Consider the following 19,562-nt stretch of genomic DNA (forward strand, 5'->3'; position numbering starts at 1 on the left):
CTGCTCAAAGACCATCTTCCATCTCAACTATGCTGCCCATTTTCAGCGAACAAGGCTCTCTTCAAACACGTTTGACATGTACTCTTCTTTTCAAAGCTTTCACTTTATATTGATGAAATTATAGCAATATCCAAATCGCTTGTCAATCATTTTCACGCTTGATTTAATTCTGCTTCATCGATATCGGTTAGAATGGCGATCCAAGCGTTCTTTTGATCAGGATCATCCAATGTACTCGGATCTTGTTCAGCCGCTTCATTGATCGCTGAAATCGTCCCGCTAAGAGGTGTACTAAATTCACTGACTGCTTTTTCAGCTTCCAATTCGATCAATGAATCTCCTTTTTTCAACGTTTGCCCTACTTTCGGCATGGTTGCAAACGTAATATTGCCTAGATCTTCTTGCGCTTCATTGGTCAAACCGATTTTATAGCCAGCATCTGTTTTTAAGAGCCACAAGCTATCGATTATTTTCAATTCTTCCGCCATTATTGAGTAGCTCCTTTGTAATCAGATTCTTTAAATCCGTTTGCTAAAAATTGCTCTCCTTTAACAAAAATCGGACGTTTGATCAACATACCATCAGTTGCTAATAATTCACTTGCTTCCTTGATTGAAAAGTCGTTGACTTTATCTTTCAAACCTTGTTCTCTATAGCGGATGCCGCTTGTATTAAAGAAACGGCGGACTGGTAAATCACTTTGCTCCATCCAACTTGCTAATTGTTTTGCAGTGGGTGGATTTTCGATCATATCGATTGTTTCGTATTTTACCTGATGCTCATCTAACCAAGCCTTTGCTTTCTTACAAGTTGAACATTTTGGATACCAGAAAAATGTGTACATTTTAACGCCTTCTTTCATTTAATAGTCTTCGATCGTTGCTTCTTTTTGATATTTCATTGACATAATCAATCCTACGCCTAACATATTGCCCAAAATCGAGGAACCACCTTGACTAATAAATGGTAATGGAATTCCTGTTAAAGGCAATAGCCCAATATTTGCACCAATATTTTCAAATACATGGAACAGAATCATCATGATAATCCCTGTTGCAATGTAGGCATAAAATTCATTATTTGTCTCAAAACAAACACGAATCATGCGGTAAATCAAGATAAAGTATAGCAAAATAATAAAACAGCCGCCAATGAAACCAAAGTTCTCACCGACAACAGTGAAAATCATATCTGACTCTCTAACTGGCACATAAACATCACTGACATTGTAGCCTTTACCAAGTAAACCACCTGAACCAATCGCAGTTATTGCTAATGCTGGTTGGAAAGAACGATCTGGATCATGATGAAAAGGATTCATCCATAAATCGATTCGGTCAAATTGATAAGGTTTAAAGCCAACAGAATACAAAAATTCACGTCCCGTAGTCGTTGTCACTAAATAAATTGTTCCTGCACCTATTAGTAACGCAGCCAAAAATGTTGGTAAAATAATTTTCCAAGTAATCCCTGACATTAAAAATACTCCGCCAAAAATGGCTAAGAAAACCAACATCGTCCCAAAATCGTCTTGTAGTAAAATTAGAATAATGACTGGCATCGTGACTAACATCATTTTACCAATCAGCCAAAAGTCCGATTTTAACGTTCGATTGACATTTTTCACATTATGCATCGTCACTACGTAAGCCAACATCAAGATAAAAGCGACTTTCATTAATTCTGAAGGTTGGAATGTCGTTCCGCCAATACTGATCCAGTTTTTAGAACCGGTTTGTGATTCTAAATAAGGATCGTAAAATTTTAAAAGCAGTCCCATCATGACTAAACCAATCGCATAGAAGATAGGGGTCAATCGCCATAGAAGTTTGGAACTAAAATTCATAACAATTACAATACTGACACCACCGACTAAATACCATAAGCCTTGTTTCATAAGCATATTACCAATCTCTGGTCGGTTAGGATCATTGCTTAGCGCCACATAAAGTGACAATATGCCGATGATCGATAGAAGGAATACAGGTAAAATCACACCATAATCAATTCTATTATCTAAATTACGCATTAGTTTATTTTTATTCATTCGTCATCCCTTTTCCTTAAATCATACGCTTTTTATTATAACTTTCTATAGGCAGAAAAGAAAGTATAGTCTTAATGATTTTGGAAAAACTTTAAAGTACAAATTTAGGTTTACCCTTTCAACAAACTTTTCTATGTTCATTTAATTACATATTGCTTTGATACACTACAAAACTATATACTAAAATTTAAAGGGAGGTAAATAGGATTGAAAAATATTTATTTGTTAGTAATTAGTTTATTTTTATTATCGCTTAGTGGCTGTGGAAAACAGACCATTACAGAAAACAAAGCGCAAGACTTAGACGAACCATGGATTACACTTGATACAGATACAATTGAATCTGATGAAAATGGCCAATTTCAGATTACGGGAAAAGCCAAATATAGCAGTTTTTCTGCTAATGTCTTGCAAAATAGAAATGGTGTTCGTACCCAAGGAACACGAGGTGTTCTCAAAATAGATAAAGATGGGACATTTATTTGGAGAAATATTTTTATAGATGGTAAAGAACCTACAACTGATGTATCTTTTTCATCCTACAAAGAAAAAGAAAAGATTCAATATCAGATTAAAGTTGATTATAGTAAATTTGTTGCGAAACAGGAAGAAGATAAGTTAGCAGAAGAAGAAATCAACAGTGTAATGCCAACACTTTTAGAAGAAATCGTTGCATCGTCTGAAGATATGATTATCAATATTGAGAGAAAATATTATAGTTACAGAAGTTTACTAGTGACAGTTCCCTTAGATATAAAGTATGAACGTAATAATGTGAAGAAAAAATATATGGATACGATTGGTTTTCTAGTTCAAGACAAAACTGCCAGTACGTTGTATCCAAATAAAGAACAAATTCCTTACATCACATTTCGTTATGAAAAAACGGATGAAATTTTAGGTGCTACTGATTTGATCAACCGACGAAAATTTATTCTTTATGATGACGTTAATGATTGAGAATATTGAGTTAATAAAACACCAAATAGTATTGAGTCTCAATAACAAAACTTAAATCGTTTTGTTTAGTTTATTGGTCTTGACCCCATAGTTGCGGCCTACATCATCATAAGAATAGGATTATTTTACAACATCTAATACTTTTTCATATGCTTCAACTTGTGCGTATAAACGTTGGAGTTGCAACTCATTTTCAATATAATTGATCGAGTTCCCAAGATTTTCTTGACGTAACTTAGCATTACGGTCTAAGGCGTTTTTATTCTCGTTGAAAAAATTAAAGCATTCTCAAAAACGACTTATTTTTTAACTATATTTAAAATAAAAAAGCCCGTCCCATCAACGGCTAAAACATTGAGGAGTCAAGCTTTATCATTATGCCAGCTGCAGGGATCGAACCTGTGACCTATGCGTTACGAGTGCATTGCTCTACCAACTGAGCTAAGCTGGCAATACATTCAAAATTATAAGACTAAACCTACCTTTTGTAAAGGAAAAACGGTGCCTTTTTTTAAATAAAAGTAGTTTTCTGAAATTTTTCTTCATTTATGGTATAATAAAATAAGTTAAGAAAGGAAGTTTTGTTGAATGTCTAATTTCGGTAACTTTAATCGTCCTGTTGAGCCTTCTTCAGAAGGGGATTTATTCACTGTTGATACTCAGGTCACTTTCTTGATGCATGGTCAGCTACAAACGGGAATTATCACAAAACAGTTAAATAATTCTGCTGTAGTGGAAATTGATGAGAATTCTGATAACACCGATTTAATAGTTAAAAGTAATGGTGTGATCGTCATCAATTACAAAAAACTTAAAAAAGTATAGATTTTTCCATCCATAATTACTGGATGGATTTTTTATTTTAGAAGAAAGAACGGGTAAAAACATCTTCCTGTTTTTACCCGTTCTTTTACTATTACTTCGTTCCAAATAAACGGTCCCCAGCATCGCCCAAACCAGGAACAATATAACCATTTTCGTCTAATTTTTCATCTAACGCTGCAGTATAGATATCAATATCTGGATGAGCTTCTTGTAAAGCTTTGATCCCTTCAGGAGCAGCTACTAGACAAACGAATTTAATATTGCTGCCGCCGCGCGCTTTCAATGCATCAATCGCCATGATTGCTGATCCTCCAGTTGCTAACATTGGATCAACCACGAATAATTGACGTGCATCAATATCTTCAGGCATTTTTACAAAATACTCTACTGGCTCTAATGTATCATGATCACGGTATAAACCGATATGTCCAACTTTTGCGGCTGGAATCAATTCCAAAATACCATCTACCATTCCAATACCTGCGCGTAAAATCGGTACGATTGCAACCTTTTTACCAGATAATGTTTTTTGTGTTGTTTTACAGATCGGTGTCTCGATAACAACATCTTCTAAAGGCATATCTCTTGAAACTTCATAAGCCATAAGCATTGCAATCTCATTCACAACTTCACGAAAAACCTTTGTTCCACAATCCTTATCTCTAATGATTGTTAATTTGTGTTGGATCAGTGGATGATCAATAACTTGGAATTTTCCCATGCTCATTCTCCTTCAATAATTTATTCCTTCCTATTGTAAAACAAAATCGAGCGATTGACTAGTCAATCACTCGAAACTTTTACTTATAAAGTGGATATTTTTTTGTTAGCTCGCTAACAGCTGTCCGGACTTCTGTTAAAATTGCTTCATTTTCGTGGTCATTTAAGACTTTCACGATCAATTTCGCTACTTCTACACAATCATCTTCTTTAAATCCTCGTGTAGTGATTGCAGGTGTTCCAAGACGAATCCCACTTGTTTTGAATGGACTAAGTTGTTCAAATGGAATTGAATTTTTATTAGCCGTGATATTGACACTGTCTAAAATCGCTTCTGCTTCTTTACCATTTAACCCAAAACCACTCACATCGATCAATAATAAATGATTATCAGTAGAGCCACTCACTAAACGAGCCTCTGGTGTTTGATTGAAAACCTTTGTCATCGCTTTAGCATTTTCAATAACTTGTTCACTGTATTCTTTAAACGTAATATCTAATGCTTCTTTAAACGCAACTGCTTTACCAGCAATTACATGTTCTAATGGTCCGCCCTGAATACCAGGGAATATATTGCTATTGATTTTTTTCGCTAGCTCTTCGTCATTTGTTAAAATAAGGCCGCCACGTGGTCCGCGTAATGTTTTATGTGTCGTAGATGTCGTGATATCAGCATATGGTACTGGATTAGGATGTAAACCAGCAGCTACAAGACCTGCAATATGTGCCATATCTACCATTAATTTAGCGCCAACCTCATCTGCGATTTCACGGAATTTGGCAAAATCGATTGTCCGAGAATATGCACTAGCCCCAGCAACGATCAGCTTTGGTTGATGTTCGCGCGCTAAAATACGCACAACATTATAATCAATCACTTCAGTGGTTGGATCAACACCATAACTAACAAAATTATATGTTTTACCACTAAAATTAACTGGTGAACCATGAGTTAAATGTCCTCCCGCAGACAAATCCATCCCTAAAACGGTATCTCCTGGTTCGATCAACGAAAGATAAGCAGCCGAATTGGCTTGTGAACCTGAGTGCGGCTGAACATTAGCAAATTTTGCCCCGAATAATAATTTGGCACGATCGATTGCTAAATTTTCAATGATATCGATAAACTCGCAACCACCATAGTAACGTTTGCCTGGATAGCCTTCAGCATACTTATTAGTAAGAATACTTCCCTGTGCTGCCATAACCCCTTTAGAAACAACGTTTTCCGATGCAATCAGCTCTAAGTTATTTTCTTGACGGTCGTTCTCTTTGGCAATTGCATCCCATAAATCAGAATCAAATGTTTTATAATCCATTAAACAAGCCTCCATTTCATTTGTTTGTATCGATTGTATCATAATTAAATGCTCTCTACTTGAAAATCGAATCTTTTTTTAAAATATTTTGATTTGCTGCCTTTTTTAATCGGTTCATATAGGCAATTCCCAACTCTGATTCAGGAAAAGCTTGAGCAAAAATCACATCTATCGCTTGTTCGTCTAAACTTCTAAGTCCAGCAAACAACAATTTAGTCGCCTGTTCAACTGAATGCTCGCCAAAAGAAAAGACTGCCTCAACTTCAGCTGAAAATGTTGCCGTTATTTGCTCATCTGCAAATAACCCGATCCGCTGATTGTTATTTTTGGCCCAAGTGATGACCTTTTTAAACACCTTCTGATCACCGTCTACGATCCACACAGGTACATCTGGAGAATAATGCTTATACTTCATTCCCGGCGCTTTAGGTGCTTCTTTTTCGCTAATTAAGTGCTGATCGATCATTACCTGACCAATAATTTGTTCTAAACGTTCTTTCGTGATTGCACCAGGCCTTAATATTACTGGAACACCATTTTTCGCAGTTAAATCTAATACCGTTGACTCCACACCGATTTGTGTTGGGCCATCATCGACTATACCAGCTATTTTCCCTTGAAGATCATGATAAACATGCTGAGCTGTCGTCGGACTAGGTTTACCAGAAGTATTGGCACTGGGTCCAACTAACGGCACTCCTGCGCTTTTGATCAACTTCAATGTTTCAGCATTATTGGGCATCCGAAAAGCAACGGTCTTCAACCCACCAGTTACAGTAGTAGAAAAAGCATTTGGTTTTACATTAAAAATCAACGTCAATGGCCCCGGCCAAAAAGTATCAACTAACGCTTTAGTCTGCACTGGAAAATCTGCTACATATTGTTTGACCATTTCAAAATCACTTACGTGAACGATTAGTGGGTTATCACTAGGACGTCCTTTAACAGCATATACTTGCTTTACCGCAGCTTCATTCAATGCATTTGCACCCAGTCCATAGACTGTTTCAGTGGGAAAAGCGATCAATTCACCTTGGCGAATGAGTGTTGCCGCTTGCTCAAGTTCATCTGCTGTAAATTGTTTTGTTTTCACTTGCTGATCCCTCCTCTTTTTATGAAACGATGATCATTCGATCATTTCCAGATAAGTCTTGAGCAATATCTACTTGCTTGTGCGCAAAGGCTTGCTGAAATAACTGTTTAACAGCTTGCCCTTGCTGAAAACCGATTTCTAAATAGATTTTACCATTTGGATTTAGCCAATCTTTTGCTTCCTCAGCTAACTGTTGATAAATCGCTAAACCGTCGTTTTCCGCAAACAATGCCGTTTTTGGTTCAAAGGTCCGAACACTTTTATCCATCAAATCCCATTCGGCATTACTGATATAGGGAGGGTTTGAAATCAAGATATCGATTTTGGTCCCTTTGATTGGTTTTAGTCCATCACCATGAATAAAATCAACTGTAGCTCCCAAACGTGCTGCATTTTGTTCTGCTATTTTTAGTGCTTCCTTAGAAATATCGATTGCTGTTACCTGCCAATCAGGTCGAGCCAATTTTAAACTGATTCCAATTGCGCCCGTTCCAGTTCCAACATCCACAACAATTAACGGCTGATTTAGATTTTCCTTTAGACAACGATCAACTAGTTCTTCTGTTTCAGGTCTAGGAATCAAGGTATGCTCATTCACTAAAAAACGGTGCTCGAAAAAATCACTATAGCCTAACAAATATTGTGGCGGATAATTCTCCCCAAGTTGCTTTAAATCTTCCGCAATTTGCTGTTCCTCTTCTGGTGAGATTTCTTCTTTTAAATGAAGTAACCAATCCGTTTTAGTCCAACCTTTTCTTTCAAGAAAGACAAAGAGAATACTGTATCCTTCTATCCCTTGTTTTTCTAAAAAAGAAAAAGCCCGTTCAAGGACTTCAAAATAACGGTTACCCATTTTGCATTTCTTCTAATTTTGATGTTTGATCGTATAAAACTAAAGCATCAACGATTTCATCTAATTTCCCAGCTAAAATTTGATCTAATTTTTGGATTGTTAACCCAATACGGTGATCCGTCACACGATTTTGTGGGAAGTTATAGGTACGGATTCGTTCTGAACGGTCTCCAGTTCCTACAGCAGATTTACGATTTGCATCATATTCGCTTTGCGCTTCTTGTTGCATTTGGTCATAGACTCTGGCACGTAAAATTTTCATAGCTTTCTCACGGTTTTTGATTTGAGAACGTTCATCTTGCATTGCAACCGCAATCCCTGTTGGAATGTGAGTCAAACGTACAGCAGAAGCGGTTTTATTGACATGCTGACCACCAGCACCACTCGCATGGTAAATATCTGTACGGATATCTTTATCGGCTAAATCTAATTCTACTTCTTCCGCTTCCGGTAAAACAACAACTGTTGCAGTTGAGGTATGGATCCGACCTTGAGATTCTGTTGAAGGGACACGTTGAACACGATGTGCACCACTTTCGTATTTTAATTTAGAGAAGACATTGTCTCCAGAAATCATCATGATTACTTCTTTATAGCCACCGATCCCCGTAATATTGGCCTCCATAACATCTGTCTTCCACCCTTGGGATTCTGCATACTTTTGATACATACCGAATAAGTCACCAGCAAATAAAGCTGCTTCATCGCCACCTGCGGCACCACGGATTTCCATGATGATATTTTTGTCATCATTTGGATCTGTCGGCAATAGTAGTATTTTAATACGTTCTTCCAGCACTTCTTTTTCTTTTTTTAGTTCTGAAAGTTCTTCTTTCGCCATTTCAGCCATCTCAGCATCTAGTTTTTCACCTAATAATTCTTCTGTATCGCTGATCCCTTCGACGACTTGTTTATAACGGCGATAAACATCGACAGTTTCACGAGTGTTTGCTTCTTCTTTTGATAATTGCATAAAGCGTTTCGTATCACTGATGACTGCAGGATCGCTTAATAATTCGCCCAGCTCTTCATAGCGATCTTCAATTGATTGTAACTGATCGTACATAGTTAGTTGCTCCTTTTATAGTTAAGTAATAAGTCTATTTTATTTTTCATTTTTTACTTTATTCATTGTTTGTTACTTGTTCACCATCGATTGGTGGATGGAAATAGTGATTACGGCATACAGGATAATAGGCTTCATTACCGCCGATTTGCACTTGAGTCCCTTCATATACTGGTTGACCATCAATATAGTGTAAATTCATTGTTGCTTTCTTGTGGCAGAACCAGCAAATCGTTTTTAGCTCTTCTAGTTTGTCTGCATACAGCATCAAATATTTTGAACCTTCAAATAGTTCATTCCGAAAATCATTTTTCAAGCCAAACGCCATGACTGGAATATTCAATTCATCCACCACGCGAGCAAATTCGATCACATGTTGTTTTCCTAAAAATTGAGATTCATCAACCAAAATACAATAGGGTTTATAATCTAGCTCTTGGATCACTTGATAAACGTTTGTTTCTTTAAAAATCGGGATTGCTTCTCTTCTAAGTCCGATACGACTTGAAACGACACCAACGCCATCTCTAGTATCCAGTCCGCTTGTCATAATCACAACAGGTTTGTCCTGTTCTTCATAGTTATGTGCTACTTTTAAGATCTCAATGGTTTTCCCACTGTTCATTGCGCCATATTTAAAAAATAATTGTGCCATTCCTTTGTCGTCACCTCTCGTGTAGTTCCTCTCGTATTTTACTATATTTTTGATAAAAAAGCAGTATTTTTGAAAAATTGCTTTCTTAGTTTTTGAAAAGAAACCATATCTGTAAACGAAAATAGCAAAGAAAAACTGCTTCTTTACTTAACCGCTATCGTTAATTTTCACTATCAACATTTAAGAAATAGGTTATGCCTATAGAATCATCTACTATTTACTTATAATTTGCGCCTATACATCCTAGTCTTTGTGAGTTCTCCATCACCTTGAACCATACATATAAATTCCCAACTATACCTTTCGTAAAATGTAGAATGATCCGTTATAAGGTAAAGATAATCGTTGCCTTTGTTTTTGAAATCATCGCAAACGAATTGAAGCATGTTTCCTGCTAGCCCTTGATTTCTATAAGAATCTTCAACGTAGACAGCACATATGTTAGGTGTTAAATCTTTTCGATCATGAAAATCATTTTCTATGACTCCGATACCTGCTACAATTTTTTTGTCATCACAAACAATATACCATTGGGGAACAGAAGTATTTGAATTTATGCATTCTTCCATGCTTTGAATGTAAGCTTCAATTGGTATCTTCCATTTTTGATGAAACCATTCAGCCGCTTCTGGTAGAAACTTAGGATGCTCTTTTATTTTTACTATTGTAAATTCTTTCATTTTTTCTCCGAATTCTGATTTTATTTATAGTATAGCGTTATTTATACACTCTCACAATAACTAATAAAAAAACTGACAGATACACATAAGTGTTATATCTGTCAGCTTAATCAAACTATTTATTTTTGTGCTGAAGCAAAGCTCGCTGCTTCTGTTCCTGATTGACGACCAAAGATGATAATATCCGCTACAGCGTTTCCGCCGATACGGTTTGCACCATGTAGTCCACCAGTTACTTCACCAGCAGCATACAAACCTTTGATTGGTGCGCCATCTTCTTTCAATACTTCTGTTTTCGTATTGATTTTCACACCACCCATTGTATGATGGATTCCTGGTGCGATTTTGATTGCGTAATAAGGTCCAGTTGATAAATCATGATCCATACCTGTTGCACGATTATATTGAGTATCAGATTTTGCTTGGACCTCTTTGTTCCATTGCTCAATTGTTTCTTTTAATTTTGCTTCAGGCATATCGATTTTTTTCGCTAGTTCTTCAATCGTTTCACCTTCTACAACAAAGCCTTGTTCATCATAAAAATCAATCGCTTTGGCACGCTCACGAACACCTTGATCGAACACTAAGTATGCTGATTTTTCTGGTAATGCAGTGATTGCAGCGGAAACTTTATCACGAGTATCCATCTCATTAACAAAACGTGTTCCCTCTTGCGAAGCTAAAATAGCTCCTTCACCACGAACAACTTCGCCGATCAAGAATGATTTATCTTGCTGAACAGTTGGATGAATTTGGATTTCTTTCATATCAACTGTGGCACCACCAAGTTTTTCAATCATCTTGATCCCGTCACCTGTTGTTCCTTCTTGATTTGTTGTTACGTAATCTTTTAATTTTGGATCATATTTTTCTAGCATTTCTTTGTTAGCACCAAACCCACCAGTTGTTACGATTACAGCATTTGATTTGATTTCTTTGGTTTCTTTATCGTTCAGTTTAACTTTGACACCATTGACTTGTCCGTCTTTTTCGGTGATTTCAGTTACGTTGGCATTCACAAAAAGTGGAATTTTTTCTTCTTTAACATTGCGAACTAGTCCGTCTACCAGATAACCGCCAATTGCTGATCCGTCAGCTGGACGATGAGTACGTTTTTCGCTCATACCGCCTGTGATCGTCAAGTTGCTTAGCTCGATCCCTTTTGTATCTAACCAATCGATCGCATCTGCTGAATGGTCTACGAAAAAGCGTAATAGTTCTTTATCATTCGTGCCTTTTCCGCCTTTTAAGGTTTCTTCAAAGAATTTATCGTTACTGTCTGTGATGCCTTCTTCTTTTTGGTATTTTGTCTCAGAAGCGTTCATACCTGATGATGATTTGATCGTGTTTCCACCAGCAACAGGCATTTTTTCTAGTATAGCCGGATTCATTCCTGCTTCTTTTGCTTGCAGTGCTGCCGTCATTCCAGCACCACCTGCGCCGATGATCACGATATCGTATTGGTCTTCTAATTCACTTAAATCTGTATAGCCATTGGCTGAAGCACCAGAAGTTACTTCTGTGCTTTCTTTTGATTCTTTACTTTTCTTAGCTGTTTTGTCTTGATCACTCGTACACCCTACAGCGATTCCTGCAAATAAGCTTAATGATACTAAACTCATGATAACTTTTTTCATTTTTTCCCCACCTCAGTAATTTTTATCCATACAATCCTGATTACACAATTTTTTAAACTCCTTCACACAAATGTGATTCTATTCACATTCGATAAAAGCGTAAATACCAGAAAAAAAATTGATTTCACTCCTTTTTAAAAAGAATCAACATATGAATGTTACTTCTCTCACAATTAAAATAACATGTTCTGATTAATTTGTGCGATATTCTGGCTTTTTTTAATCAATTTCTTATTTCTTCTAAGTATTTATTCTTTGTTTGCCCATCATTTATTTTCTGATATACTTGTTTTAACGATGTTCAGGAGGTCCATTATGAATCGATTTCGGCTTTTATGGCTGGCTCAACGCAAGGGAAGGCGTTTTATTTCTACTCATTTTTCATCTATTCAGATAATTGTTTCTTATTATATTATTATGACAGTCGTTTCTTATTTATTATTTTGTTTACCGTTTTTTAGAGAACCAAATTCTCATGTTCGTTTTATTGATATGCTTTTTATGGCGATCAGTACCGTTAGTGTTACTGGTTTGTCTACCTTCGATATTAATTCTGTTTTTAATGATCGTGGCGTGATCTTACTCGAAGTCCTCTTTCAGATCGGTGGTTTAGGGATCATGATGATTTCTACAGCCTTTATCATTCTATCTAAACGGAGGATTTCTTTAAAACAGCGACAATTGATCATGACCGATATGAATCAGCCAAAACTGAGTGGAATCGTTCGTTTGATTCGGATCACATTTACAATCATTTTATGGTTTCAGGTGATTTTTGGAACATTTTTCTCAATTTATTTCTATTTTTCAGGCTATTATAAAACCTGGTCAAAAGCAATTTTCTTTGGATTTTATCAGTCGATCTCAGCTGTGACCAACTCTGGATTTGATGTGACTGGTGATTCGATTATTCCGTTTGCCCACGATTATCTTTTTTTACTCGTGATCATGTTCTTGATTTTTGTCGGTGGGATTGGGTTTCCAGTATTGATGGAATTTCGTGAATGGCTTTTCTTTAAAAAGAAAAAACGCGGTCTCCCTTTCCGCTTCTCGTTATTTAGCAAAATTGCCGTTTTAGCCTTTGTGATTTTATTTGTCGGTGGAACGATTTTGATTTATTTATTGGAGAAAGATCATTTATTTGTCGGAATGGGTGAGATTCAGCGATGGATTACTTCGATGTTCTATTCTATGACTACACGAAATGCAGGCTTGCAGATCAATGATTTAGGCGACTTTCAGGTAACAACCTTAATTGTTTTTTCTCTATTGATGTTCATTGGCTGTAGTCCTAGTTCTGTCGGTGGGGGTATCCGAACAACAACCGTTGCTATCATTGGCTTATATTTATATGCCTTTTTAAAGAGCGAAGATAAGATCAATGTTTTTGGTCGGCGGATCGATGATGATGATGTAAAAAAATCAATCGTTGTTTTTATGCTTTCCTTGATCATGTGTTTCTTTGCTGTTTTATTTTTAACAGCAACCGAAGACCATCCACTGATCGCCATTATTGTGGAAGTGGCTTCAGCTTTTGGTACAACTGGTTTGTCTTTAGGTATCACTTCGGATTTAACAACTGTTGGTAAGCTAATGATTGCACTATTGATGTTTATTGGGCGTATTGGTATGTTGTATACTTTAATGTTGTTTGTACCAAAAGAAACTCGGGATATTGGGTATGAGTATCCTTCTGAAAAAATTATTATTGGATAAAAAACTTGGGTGTGGGACAAAAGTAAAAAGCACTTTTATTTCACACCCTAAATGCGAATAAACGGTGGGAGCAGAAGCAACCCCTTTGGAAATAAGCTGAAATTCACAAAAATTTGAAGAGCAATTTTCGTGAATTCCCTCCTATTTCTCGGGGTTAAACACTTCTGTCACAGCCTCAAGTTTCTAGTTTAGATTAATAGATTAACAATCAAATACATCAAGAATAAACCTGAAATCAGCCACATTGGCAATGAAAGTTCTGATTTTTTACCAGCAACCCATTTTGTTAAAGGATACGCAACAAACCCAAAGGCCATTCCGTCAGAAATGTTCATCGTAAAGGGAATCAAGACAATCATCAACATCGCTGGAAAATAATCACTAAAATCGTCAAAATGCAGTGTTTTGATTTGTTGAATCATCAAGAACCCCGTTATAATGATTGCCGGCGCCAGTGCTGAGTCAGGAATATAAGAAAGAAATGGTAACGCTAATAATGCTAAGAAGAAACAAACACCACTGGTAATTGACGTGATTCCAGTTTTACCACCTTCTTCGATCCCAGTAGCACTTTCCGCCGCCGCTACAGTTGGACTTGTGCCAAAGATACCAGATAACAGTGTAATAAATCCTGTCACACGATACGCTCGTAAATATTTTTTTTCGTCGGCTTCAGGCATCAAGCCTTTCAGTAATCCCATCGATTCAAAGATCAAAATCATTGATAAAGCAAACACGCCTAGTAAAAAGCTTTTAGAAAAGAATGTGCTAAAATCTAACTTTGAAAAAATTTGAGTATAACTCTTTAAACAACTCAATGAAAAATGCTCGGTTGAATTCACTAAACCCATGAGATTGGCAATGATCGTCACCACAACAATCCCAATGAAAAAACTACCTTGAATCCCTTTTAAAAAAAGACAAACAGTTAAAACCAACGAAAACAAGGTTAGTAATGTCAAACTATCACTTAATGACGCTAATTGAGTAAATGTATGTTCACCTCGAACAATAAGATGCCCTTTTTCTAACCCAATCAGCACCAGAAAAAAACCAATCCCCACAGTAATCCCAGTTTTTAACGTTTCAGGAACAACTTCTGCAAACAGCTTGCTTAACTTCGTGAAAGCCACCAGTAGATAGACGATACCAGCACAAAAACTAACGGCTAGAGCTTGTTGCCAAGTCAAGCCTAAAGACAGAACCAAGGTGTAGGTAAAGAAAGAATTCACACCCATTCCCGTTGTTAAAACGATTGGTGCATCTGCAATGAATCCCATCAAAATCGATCCGATAATCGAAATAAAGATCGTCCCAAAGACTGTCAATTCTTTTGGCATACCTGCCTCTGCTAATATCATTGTATTTACCATTATGATGTAAGAAATGGCGAAAAATGACGTTGTTCCAGCCAAAATTTCACGTTTTAGGTCTGCTTTGCTAAGTTTTTTCCATTGAAACATATAAACTCTCCTTATTATTCAGATTCACATGCAAGTACGATTTTTACTTTTTTATCATACTATTTCTAATCAACAAAACACTGTTACCAACTAAACAAACCGACCATACCTGCACTTAATAATGACACTAACACTCCTGATAATAACATATAAGGAACATTTTTTGATACTTCATCTGAAACCTCTTTCTTTAAGATACCATTTAGACACCCTAAAATCATACCTATCGTAGAAAAATTCGCAAATGACACTAAAAATGTGCTTAATACAGCAGCCATATGTTTGCTTAAAGATGCTAACTGCGGATTCAATTCCCCCATTGCTACAAACTCATTTGTAACTAATTTTGTCCCCATAAATTGAGCTGCTTCAAAGGCTTCGTCCAAAGGTAAACCTAAAATAAATGCAAAGGGCGTCATAAACACTCCTAAAATTTTGCTTAAAGATAGACCTCCTGGAAATAGAGCTAAAACTTTATCAATCAACGCTGCTAAAGCCACGAATGAAATAATCATCGCTGTAATGATCAAAATCAGTTTCCCTGCTTCCAAAATAGAATTCCTAAAAATGAGAAAAATGGTTCACGATCTGTTTTTTCGATTTTATAAATCGTATCTTCTTCTTCTGTAATCGTGACTGGATTTAAGACACTTGTTACGATCATTGCATTGATAATATTTAGCGGAATAGCGGTCAACACAAATTGGGCTGGCAACATTTGAAGATAGACAACAATCACCGCTGCAGAGACACAGCTCATCGACATCATTGAGATTGTCAGAATTCGCGCACTTTTCAACCGTTTTAATTGACCACTAGAAACGGCTAAAGCTTCTGTGTTTCCTAAAAACATCATCTCAACTGCAAAGAAAGATTCAAATTTTGGTTGTCCTGTCAGTTTAGACAATCCTTTTCCTAGCCATTTAATGATAAATGGCAGGACCCCAATATACGTTAAAATATCAAATAGGGGCACCACTAATAAAATCGGCATCAAGGCGCTAACAACAACATCCATATTTTTGACATTCACCATACTAGAGAAAGCAAAACCGATACCAGAAAATGAGGTTTCGATCAACCAATTAAAACCATCAGCGACTTTTTCAATGGCAAAACGTCCAGCCGAAAATGAGGTTAAAAACCAGGCTAGAAAAATATTTAGCAACACTAACACAATAATAGACCGCCAATGAATTGTTTTGCGATCTTTTGAAAATAACCAAGCAAGCCCCATAAATAGTAATACACCAAGTATATTGATCAATAAATATATTGTCATCTTCTCTAACTCCTTTTATTCACCAAACATAGCCCGCATTTTAGCTTCATCAGGCCGCTCAATAACCCCTTTTTCAGTAATGATCGCTGTAATTAATTCATGTGGCGTAACGTCAAATGCTGGATTGTAGACTTTTACACCATCTGGCGCCGTTTGTTTGCCAAAACTGTTGGTAATTTCTATTGCTTCACGCTCTTCGATTGGAATCTCTGAACCTGTTTTAGTGTCCATATCAATTGTTGAAGTTGGACCTGCAACGTAAAATGGAATCCCATGTTTTTCAGCTAAAACAGCAACACCGTACGTTCCAATTTTATTCGCCGCATCCCCGTTAGCCGCAATCCGATCACACCCAACAATAACTGCATCGATTTTTCCTTGCTGCATGACCATCGCCGCCATATTATCGGTAATCAATGTGACATCGATCCCGGCTTTCATCAATTCCCAAGTAGTCAATCTTGCTCCTTGTAGCAGTGGCCGTGTTTCGTCAGCATAGACTCGCAGTGTCATACCACGTTCTTTCGCTAAATAAATCGGAGCTAAAGCGGTTCCATATTGCGCCGTTGCAATGGCCCCAGCATTACAATGCGTTAGAACCGTTTGGCCATCCTCCAATAAAGTTAGCGCATGTTCCCCAATTTGTTTACACATTTGAGCATCTTCTTTTTTAATTAAATCAGCTTCTTCTATCAATTGCACTTTTAATTGCGCTACACTTTGGTGCGAATGATCGCTAACAAGATTGTTGAGATAGTTAGATATTCTTGTTTTATTGGTAATAAGGTTTGATCTAAAATAATAATTTGGTTCTCTTCTTTTAAATAACGGACTGATTCTACTTGTAACATGCTATCTACCCCTTCATACTAGCCAACATTTGATTAATGGCTGTTTCTTTCACAATTTTCGGCTGACCCACAGTCCGCGCATAATGATAAATCTTAGCAACATCTTCTAAATAGACAGCATTTGAATAGGCCTGTGCCATCGTTGTTCCAATGGCTAATTCACCATGACTTTCCAACAGACAAGCATTTACTTCATATTTATTCAATGTTTCCGCTACGGAACCCCTAATTCAATTGAACCAGGCATTGCAAAGGGTGCCACAGGAATTGCGCCTCCCAACAGAGCCATTTCAATCAAAACCGTTGGAATGACTTCATTCAATACAGCGAATGCCGTTGCAAAAGGAGAATGGGTGTGGGCAATTGCCCCTGTTTGTTGTGAAGTTCGATAGATTTCTATATGCATTTGCCATTCTGAAGACGGTTTCATTCCTGAAATCAGTAATCCTTCCAGATCAATGACACTCATAACATCTTCCTGAAGTTCTCTATAAGGAATACTGCTTGGCGTGATCACCATCACTCCAGCTTCTCGATCAATCGCACTGAAGTTGCCGCTGGTTCCTGCCATTAACCCATTTTCATAAGCCGTTAAAGCTGTTTCTAATACAACTTTTTTAAGTGGTGTTTTCATTGATAATCCTCTTTAAATTATCGGTTACGAACAAAATAAAACTGTAAGATAGTATTTGAAACGGTCGTTTTACAATAAAAAACCGGCTGATTCAAGGTATTAAAGAAGGTTTGTTCCATTATTTGAACTGCTTGATTTTCTTCAATTTCCAGCTGTTTTGCGGTTTTTTGGTTAGCATTTTCAGCATAAAACAAACAATCAGACTTCTTGATTTTATGCTGTAAAACATGATCAAAATATTCCAACATCGATTCTTTTGATTGAACTTCTAATAATTGTTCATCTAAATATTTTTCCGGAATATACACATCATCAATTGAAAAGGCAACACCGTCTGCTGTGCGGACTCGCTGAAAATAAACCAATTTTTGATCAGTTTCCAATAATAAATCAGAAGCAATCTTTTGATCTTGAACTGCACGCAACGTTTCTGTAATTTTTGTACCAATTTGATAATCGCGTTCTGTCACAAATTCAGTAATACTATCAAGTTTTTCTAATCCTGAGCGTAAATTTGGTTTACTGTCTAATACGAAAGTACCAACACCATGTTTTCTCACAATGTAACCTTCCGTCTCTAATCGTAATAAAGCTTCTCTTAAAATAGGTCTGCTTACATCTAGCATTTTAGACAGATTTAACTCTGAGGAAAGCTTTTTCCCTTCCGATAACTCTTTACTTTCTATTAATGTTTTTAATTTTTGATACGTCGCTTGCGCTAATGTTTGTTTTTTAATTTTAAAATTTGTCATTAGATCCTCCTGAATAATTGTCTATAAATTATAGCATATTCAGAAATAATAATGAGTTGAAATCAATTATTCATCACATAAAGCTTCTAAGGCAATCGTAATTTCAGCCTCTACTACTTTTCCAACAACTTCGGTATGAGGATTATAGTCAATCATATCAGAAAACGCATAACCATCTAAAGCAAAGATCCCTGCCGCTGCTACTCCACGCATCCGTGCAATGATATACAATGATGCAAGCTCCATTTCAGCTCCCAATGCTCCTGCTGCTTTGTATTCCATATGAGGAAATGCCACTGCTCCTGAATAAAAAACATCTAAGGTAAAAATCGTACCTCTTTTAAAGCGAATATCTTTCGTTGCAGCATTTTTTTCTACTTTCTGTACTAAAGAAAGATCCCCAACAGCCGGCATTCCTCTAGGAACCAATTGGTAAGTTAAACCGTCTTCGTGAACTGCCGAATCTGCAACAATCAAACTACCTGGTGGTAATTCCTCTACATATGAACTAGCTGTTCCGACACGAATGATTTCTTTTGCTTCCGCTTTAATCAACTCTTCAAAAGAAACTACTGCATCTGGGCAACCTGCTCCATGACTGGCAATTGTCACGTTAGTTCCATGATAAACCCCATTAAAAATCCGATATTCTCTTGCAAATGATAGCTCTTGTGCGTCATCCAATAGCTCTGCAATCTGTTTAGCACGCCCTGGATCACCACAAACAATCACTTTGCTGGCTATTTCTCCAGCGTGTACTTTGATATTTGGCAAATATACTTTTTCTTCCATAATTCTCTGTCCTCCTCACCAACAAGTCAGACCTCTTTACTTATTATAATATCAGAAATGATAGCGTTATCAATCAGTAAATTGAACTAAATTTAGTTTTTTGGTTAAATGATTTATTTATCTTCTACTACCTGATTACTTTATCAATCCTATGTAGTTAGCTGGTTTCTATCATCCTATCTATTTTTAGTATTATATAAAAAGGAGTATGAAACAA

21 protein-coding genes, 1 tRNA gene, 2 pseudogenes and 1 other annotated feature (1 of these 25 running past the window's edge) are annotated in these 19,562 nt (G+C 36.6%); of the genes and pseudogenes, 3 read left to right on the forward strand and 21 right to left on the reverse strand.

Going from position 1 to position 19,562, the window contains the following annotated elements:
- Positions 1 to 103: a binding site (T-box leader), on the reverse strand; it reaches 142 nt to the left of the window's first position.
- A 49-nt stretch (positions 104 to 152) separates the two neighbouring features.
- The 3 genes from A5866_RS04690 to A5866_RS04700 are packed head-to-tail and all read right to left on the reverse strand — an operon-like array spanning position 153 to position 2,047.
- Positions 153 to 488, reverse strand: coding sequence for a glycine cleavage system protein H (locus tag A5866_RS04690; protein ID WP_176332552.1), 336 nt, complete (start codon positions 486 to 488; stop codon positions 153 to 155).
- Positions 488 to 844: an arsenate reductase family protein gene (locus A5866_RS04695; RefSeq protein ID WP_086279687.1), complete on the reverse strand. Its 357-nt coding sequence runs from the start codon at positions 842 to 844 to the stop codon at positions 488 to 490. The genes A5866_RS04690 and A5866_RS04695 overlap by 1 nt, the downstream gene beginning before the upstream one ends.
- Before the next feature lie 18 nt (positions 845 to 862).
- Positions 863 to 2,047, reverse strand: coding sequence for an FtsW/RodA/SpoVE family cell cycle protein (locus A5866_RS04700; RefSeq protein WP_086444227.1), 1,185 nt, complete (start codon positions 2,045 to 2,047; stop codon positions 863 to 865).
- Positions 2,048 to 2,254: 207 nt separating this feature from the next.
- On the opposite strand from A5866_RS04700, the gene A5866_RS04705 reads away from it, so the two are divergent.
- Entirely contained in the window at positions 2,255 to 3,007 is a 753-nt protein-coding gene (locus A5866_RS04705) for a hypothetical protein (protein WP_086444226.1), read from the forward strand.
- Positions 3,008 to 3,385: 378 nt separating this feature from the next.
- Here A5866_RS04705 and A5866_RS04710 read toward each other — a convergent pair.
- Positions 3,386 to 3,458 (reverse strand) — tRNA-Thr (locus A5866_RS04710).
- A gap of 137 nt (positions 3,459 to 3,595) precedes the next feature.
- Here A5866_RS04710 and A5866_RS04715 point away from each other — a divergent pair.
- On the forward strand, positions 3,596 to 3,832 hold the full coding sequence (locus A5866_RS04715) for a hypothetical protein (RefSeq protein ID WP_086444225.1): 237 nt from the start codon (positions 3,596 to 3,598) through the stop codon (positions 3,830 to 3,832).
- Between the two features lie 91 nt (positions 3,833 to 3,923).
- Here A5866_RS04715 and upp read toward each other — a convergent pair whose 3' ends face one another.
- The 8 genes from upp to A5866_RS04755 form a co-directional block, all read right to left on the reverse strand.
- Positions 3,924 to 4,553: a uracil phosphoribosyltransferase gene (gene upp, locus A5866_RS04720; RefSeq protein ID WP_086279094.1), complete on the reverse strand. Its 630-nt coding sequence runs from the start codon at positions 4,551 to 4,553 to the stop codon at positions 3,924 to 3,926.
- Positions 4,554 to 4,632: 79 nt separating this feature from the next.
- On the reverse strand, positions 4,633 to 5,871 hold the full coding sequence (gene glyA / locus A5866_RS04725; RefSeq protein ID WP_086279093.1) for a serine hydroxymethyltransferase: 1,239 nt from the start codon (positions 5,869 to 5,871) through the stop codon (positions 4,633 to 4,635).
- A 55-nt stretch (positions 5,872 to 5,926) separates the two neighbouring features.
- On the reverse strand, positions 5,927 to 6,964 hold the full coding sequence (locus A5866_RS04730; RefSeq protein ID WP_086444224.1) for an L-threonylcarbamoyladenylate synthase: 1,038 nt from the start codon (positions 6,962 to 6,964) through the stop codon (positions 5,927 to 5,929).
- A gap of 19 nt (positions 6,965 to 6,983) precedes the next feature.
- Positions 6,984 to 7,817, reverse strand: a complete 834-nt coding sequence (gene prmC, locus A5866_RS04735) for a peptide chain release factor N(5)-glutamine methyltransferase (RefSeq protein WP_086444223.1) — start codon at positions 7,815 to 7,817, stop codon at positions 6,984 to 6,986.
- Complete coding sequence (prfA, locus tag A5866_RS04740; protein WP_086279090.1) at positions 7,810 to 8,883, reverse strand: peptide chain release factor 1; 1,074 nt, start codon at positions 8,881 to 8,883, stop codon at positions 7,810 to 7,812. The genes prmC and prfA overlap by 8 nt, the downstream gene beginning before the upstream one ends.
- Positions 8,884 to 8,941: 58 nt before the next feature.
- Complete coding sequence (locus A5866_RS04745; protein WP_086279089.1) at positions 8,942 to 9,538, reverse strand: thymidine kinase; 597 nt, start codon at positions 9,536 to 9,538, stop codon at positions 8,942 to 8,944.
- Between the two features lie 221 nt (positions 9,539 to 9,759).
- Positions 9,760 to 10,218: a GNAT family N-acetyltransferase gene (locus A5866_RS04750; protein WP_086444222.1), complete on the reverse strand. Its 459-nt coding sequence runs from the start codon at positions 10,216 to 10,218 to the stop codon at positions 9,760 to 9,762.
- Positions 10,219 to 10,337: 119 nt separating this feature from the next.
- Complete coding sequence (locus A5866_RS04755; RefSeq protein WP_086279087.1) at positions 10,338 to 11,855, reverse strand: flavocytochrome c; 1,518 nt, start codon at positions 11,853 to 11,855, stop codon at positions 10,338 to 10,340.
- A gap of 315 nt (positions 11,856 to 12,170) precedes the next feature.
- On the opposite strand from A5866_RS04755, the gene A5866_RS04760 reads away from it, so the two are divergent.
- Positions 12,171 to 13,571 carry a TrkH family potassium uptake protein gene (locus A5866_RS04760; protein ID WP_086279086.1) on the forward strand — a complete coding sequence of 467 codons (1,401 nt, stop codon included), beginning with the start codon at positions 12,171 to 12,173 and terminating at the stop codon, positions 13,569 to 13,571.
- Between the two features lie 47 nt (positions 13,572 to 13,618).
- On the opposite strand, the pseudogene A5866_RS17050 reads toward A5866_RS04760, so the two are convergent.
- The 9 genes and pseudogenes from A5866_RS17050 to A5866_RS04800 all read right to left on the reverse strand — a co-directional run.
- Positions 13,619 to 13,738, reverse strand: a pseudogene (locus A5866_RS17050) (DUF3788 domain-containing protein); the annotation flags it as partial.
- Between the two features lie 21 nt (positions 13,739 to 13,759).
- Complete coding sequence (locus A5866_RS04765) at positions 13,760 to 15,034, reverse strand: NCS2 family permease (RefSeq protein ID WP_086444221.1); 1,275 nt, start codon at positions 15,032 to 15,034, stop codon at positions 13,760 to 13,762.
- 83 nt (positions 15,035 to 15,117) lie between these two features.
- Positions 15,118 to 16,316: pseudogene (locus A5866_RS04770) on the reverse strand (NupC/NupG family nucleoside CNT transporter).
- Between the two features lie 15 nt (positions 16,317 to 16,331).
- The gene (mtnA, locus tag A5866_RS04775) at positions 16,332 to 17,018 is read right to left on the reverse strand and encodes an S-methyl-5-thioribose-1-phosphate isomerase (RefSeq protein ID WP_339099749.1); all 687 of its coding nucleotides are present in this window, start codon (positions 17,016 to 17,018) and stop codon (positions 16,332 to 16,334) included.
- Between the two features lie 11 nt (positions 17,019 to 17,029).
- Positions 17,030 to 17,167: a hypothetical protein gene (locus A5866_RS04780; protein WP_254907542.1), complete on the reverse strand. Its 138-nt coding sequence runs from the start codon at positions 17,165 to 17,167 to the stop codon at positions 17,030 to 17,032.
- Between the two features lie 5 nt (positions 17,168 to 17,172).
- Positions 17,173 to 17,373 carry a class II aldolase/adducin family protein gene (locus A5866_RS04785; RefSeq protein ID WP_217871551.1) on the reverse strand — a complete coding sequence of 67 codons (201 nt, stop codon included), beginning with the start codon at positions 17,371 to 17,373 and terminating at the stop codon, positions 17,173 to 17,175.
- 8 nt (positions 17,374 to 17,381) lie between these two features.
- Entirely contained in the window at positions 17,382 to 17,801 is a 420-nt protein-coding gene (locus A5866_RS04790; protein WP_217871549.1) for a class II aldolase/adducin family protein, read from the reverse strand.
- Between the two features lie 17 nt (positions 17,802 to 17,818).
- The gene (locus A5866_RS04795; protein WP_086444219.1) at positions 17,819 to 18,553 is read right to left on the reverse strand and encodes a GntR family transcriptional regulator; all 735 of its coding nucleotides are present in this window, start codon (positions 18,551 to 18,553) and stop codon (positions 17,819 to 17,821) included.
- Positions 18,554 to 18,619: 66 nt separating this feature from the next.
- A complete protein-coding gene (locus A5866_RS04800; RefSeq protein WP_086279082.1) occupies positions 18,620 to 19,345 on the reverse strand; it encodes a hypothetical protein in 726 nt (241 codons plus the stop codon).
- Positions 19,346 to 19,562 lie beyond the last annotated feature (217 nt).

The sequence above is a fragment of the Enterococcus sp. 12C11_DIV0727 genome, assembly GCF_002148425.2.
GTDB classification, from domain to species: Bacteria; Bacillota; Bacilli; order Lactobacillales; family Enterococcaceae; genus Enterococcus_L; species Enterococcus_L lemimoniae.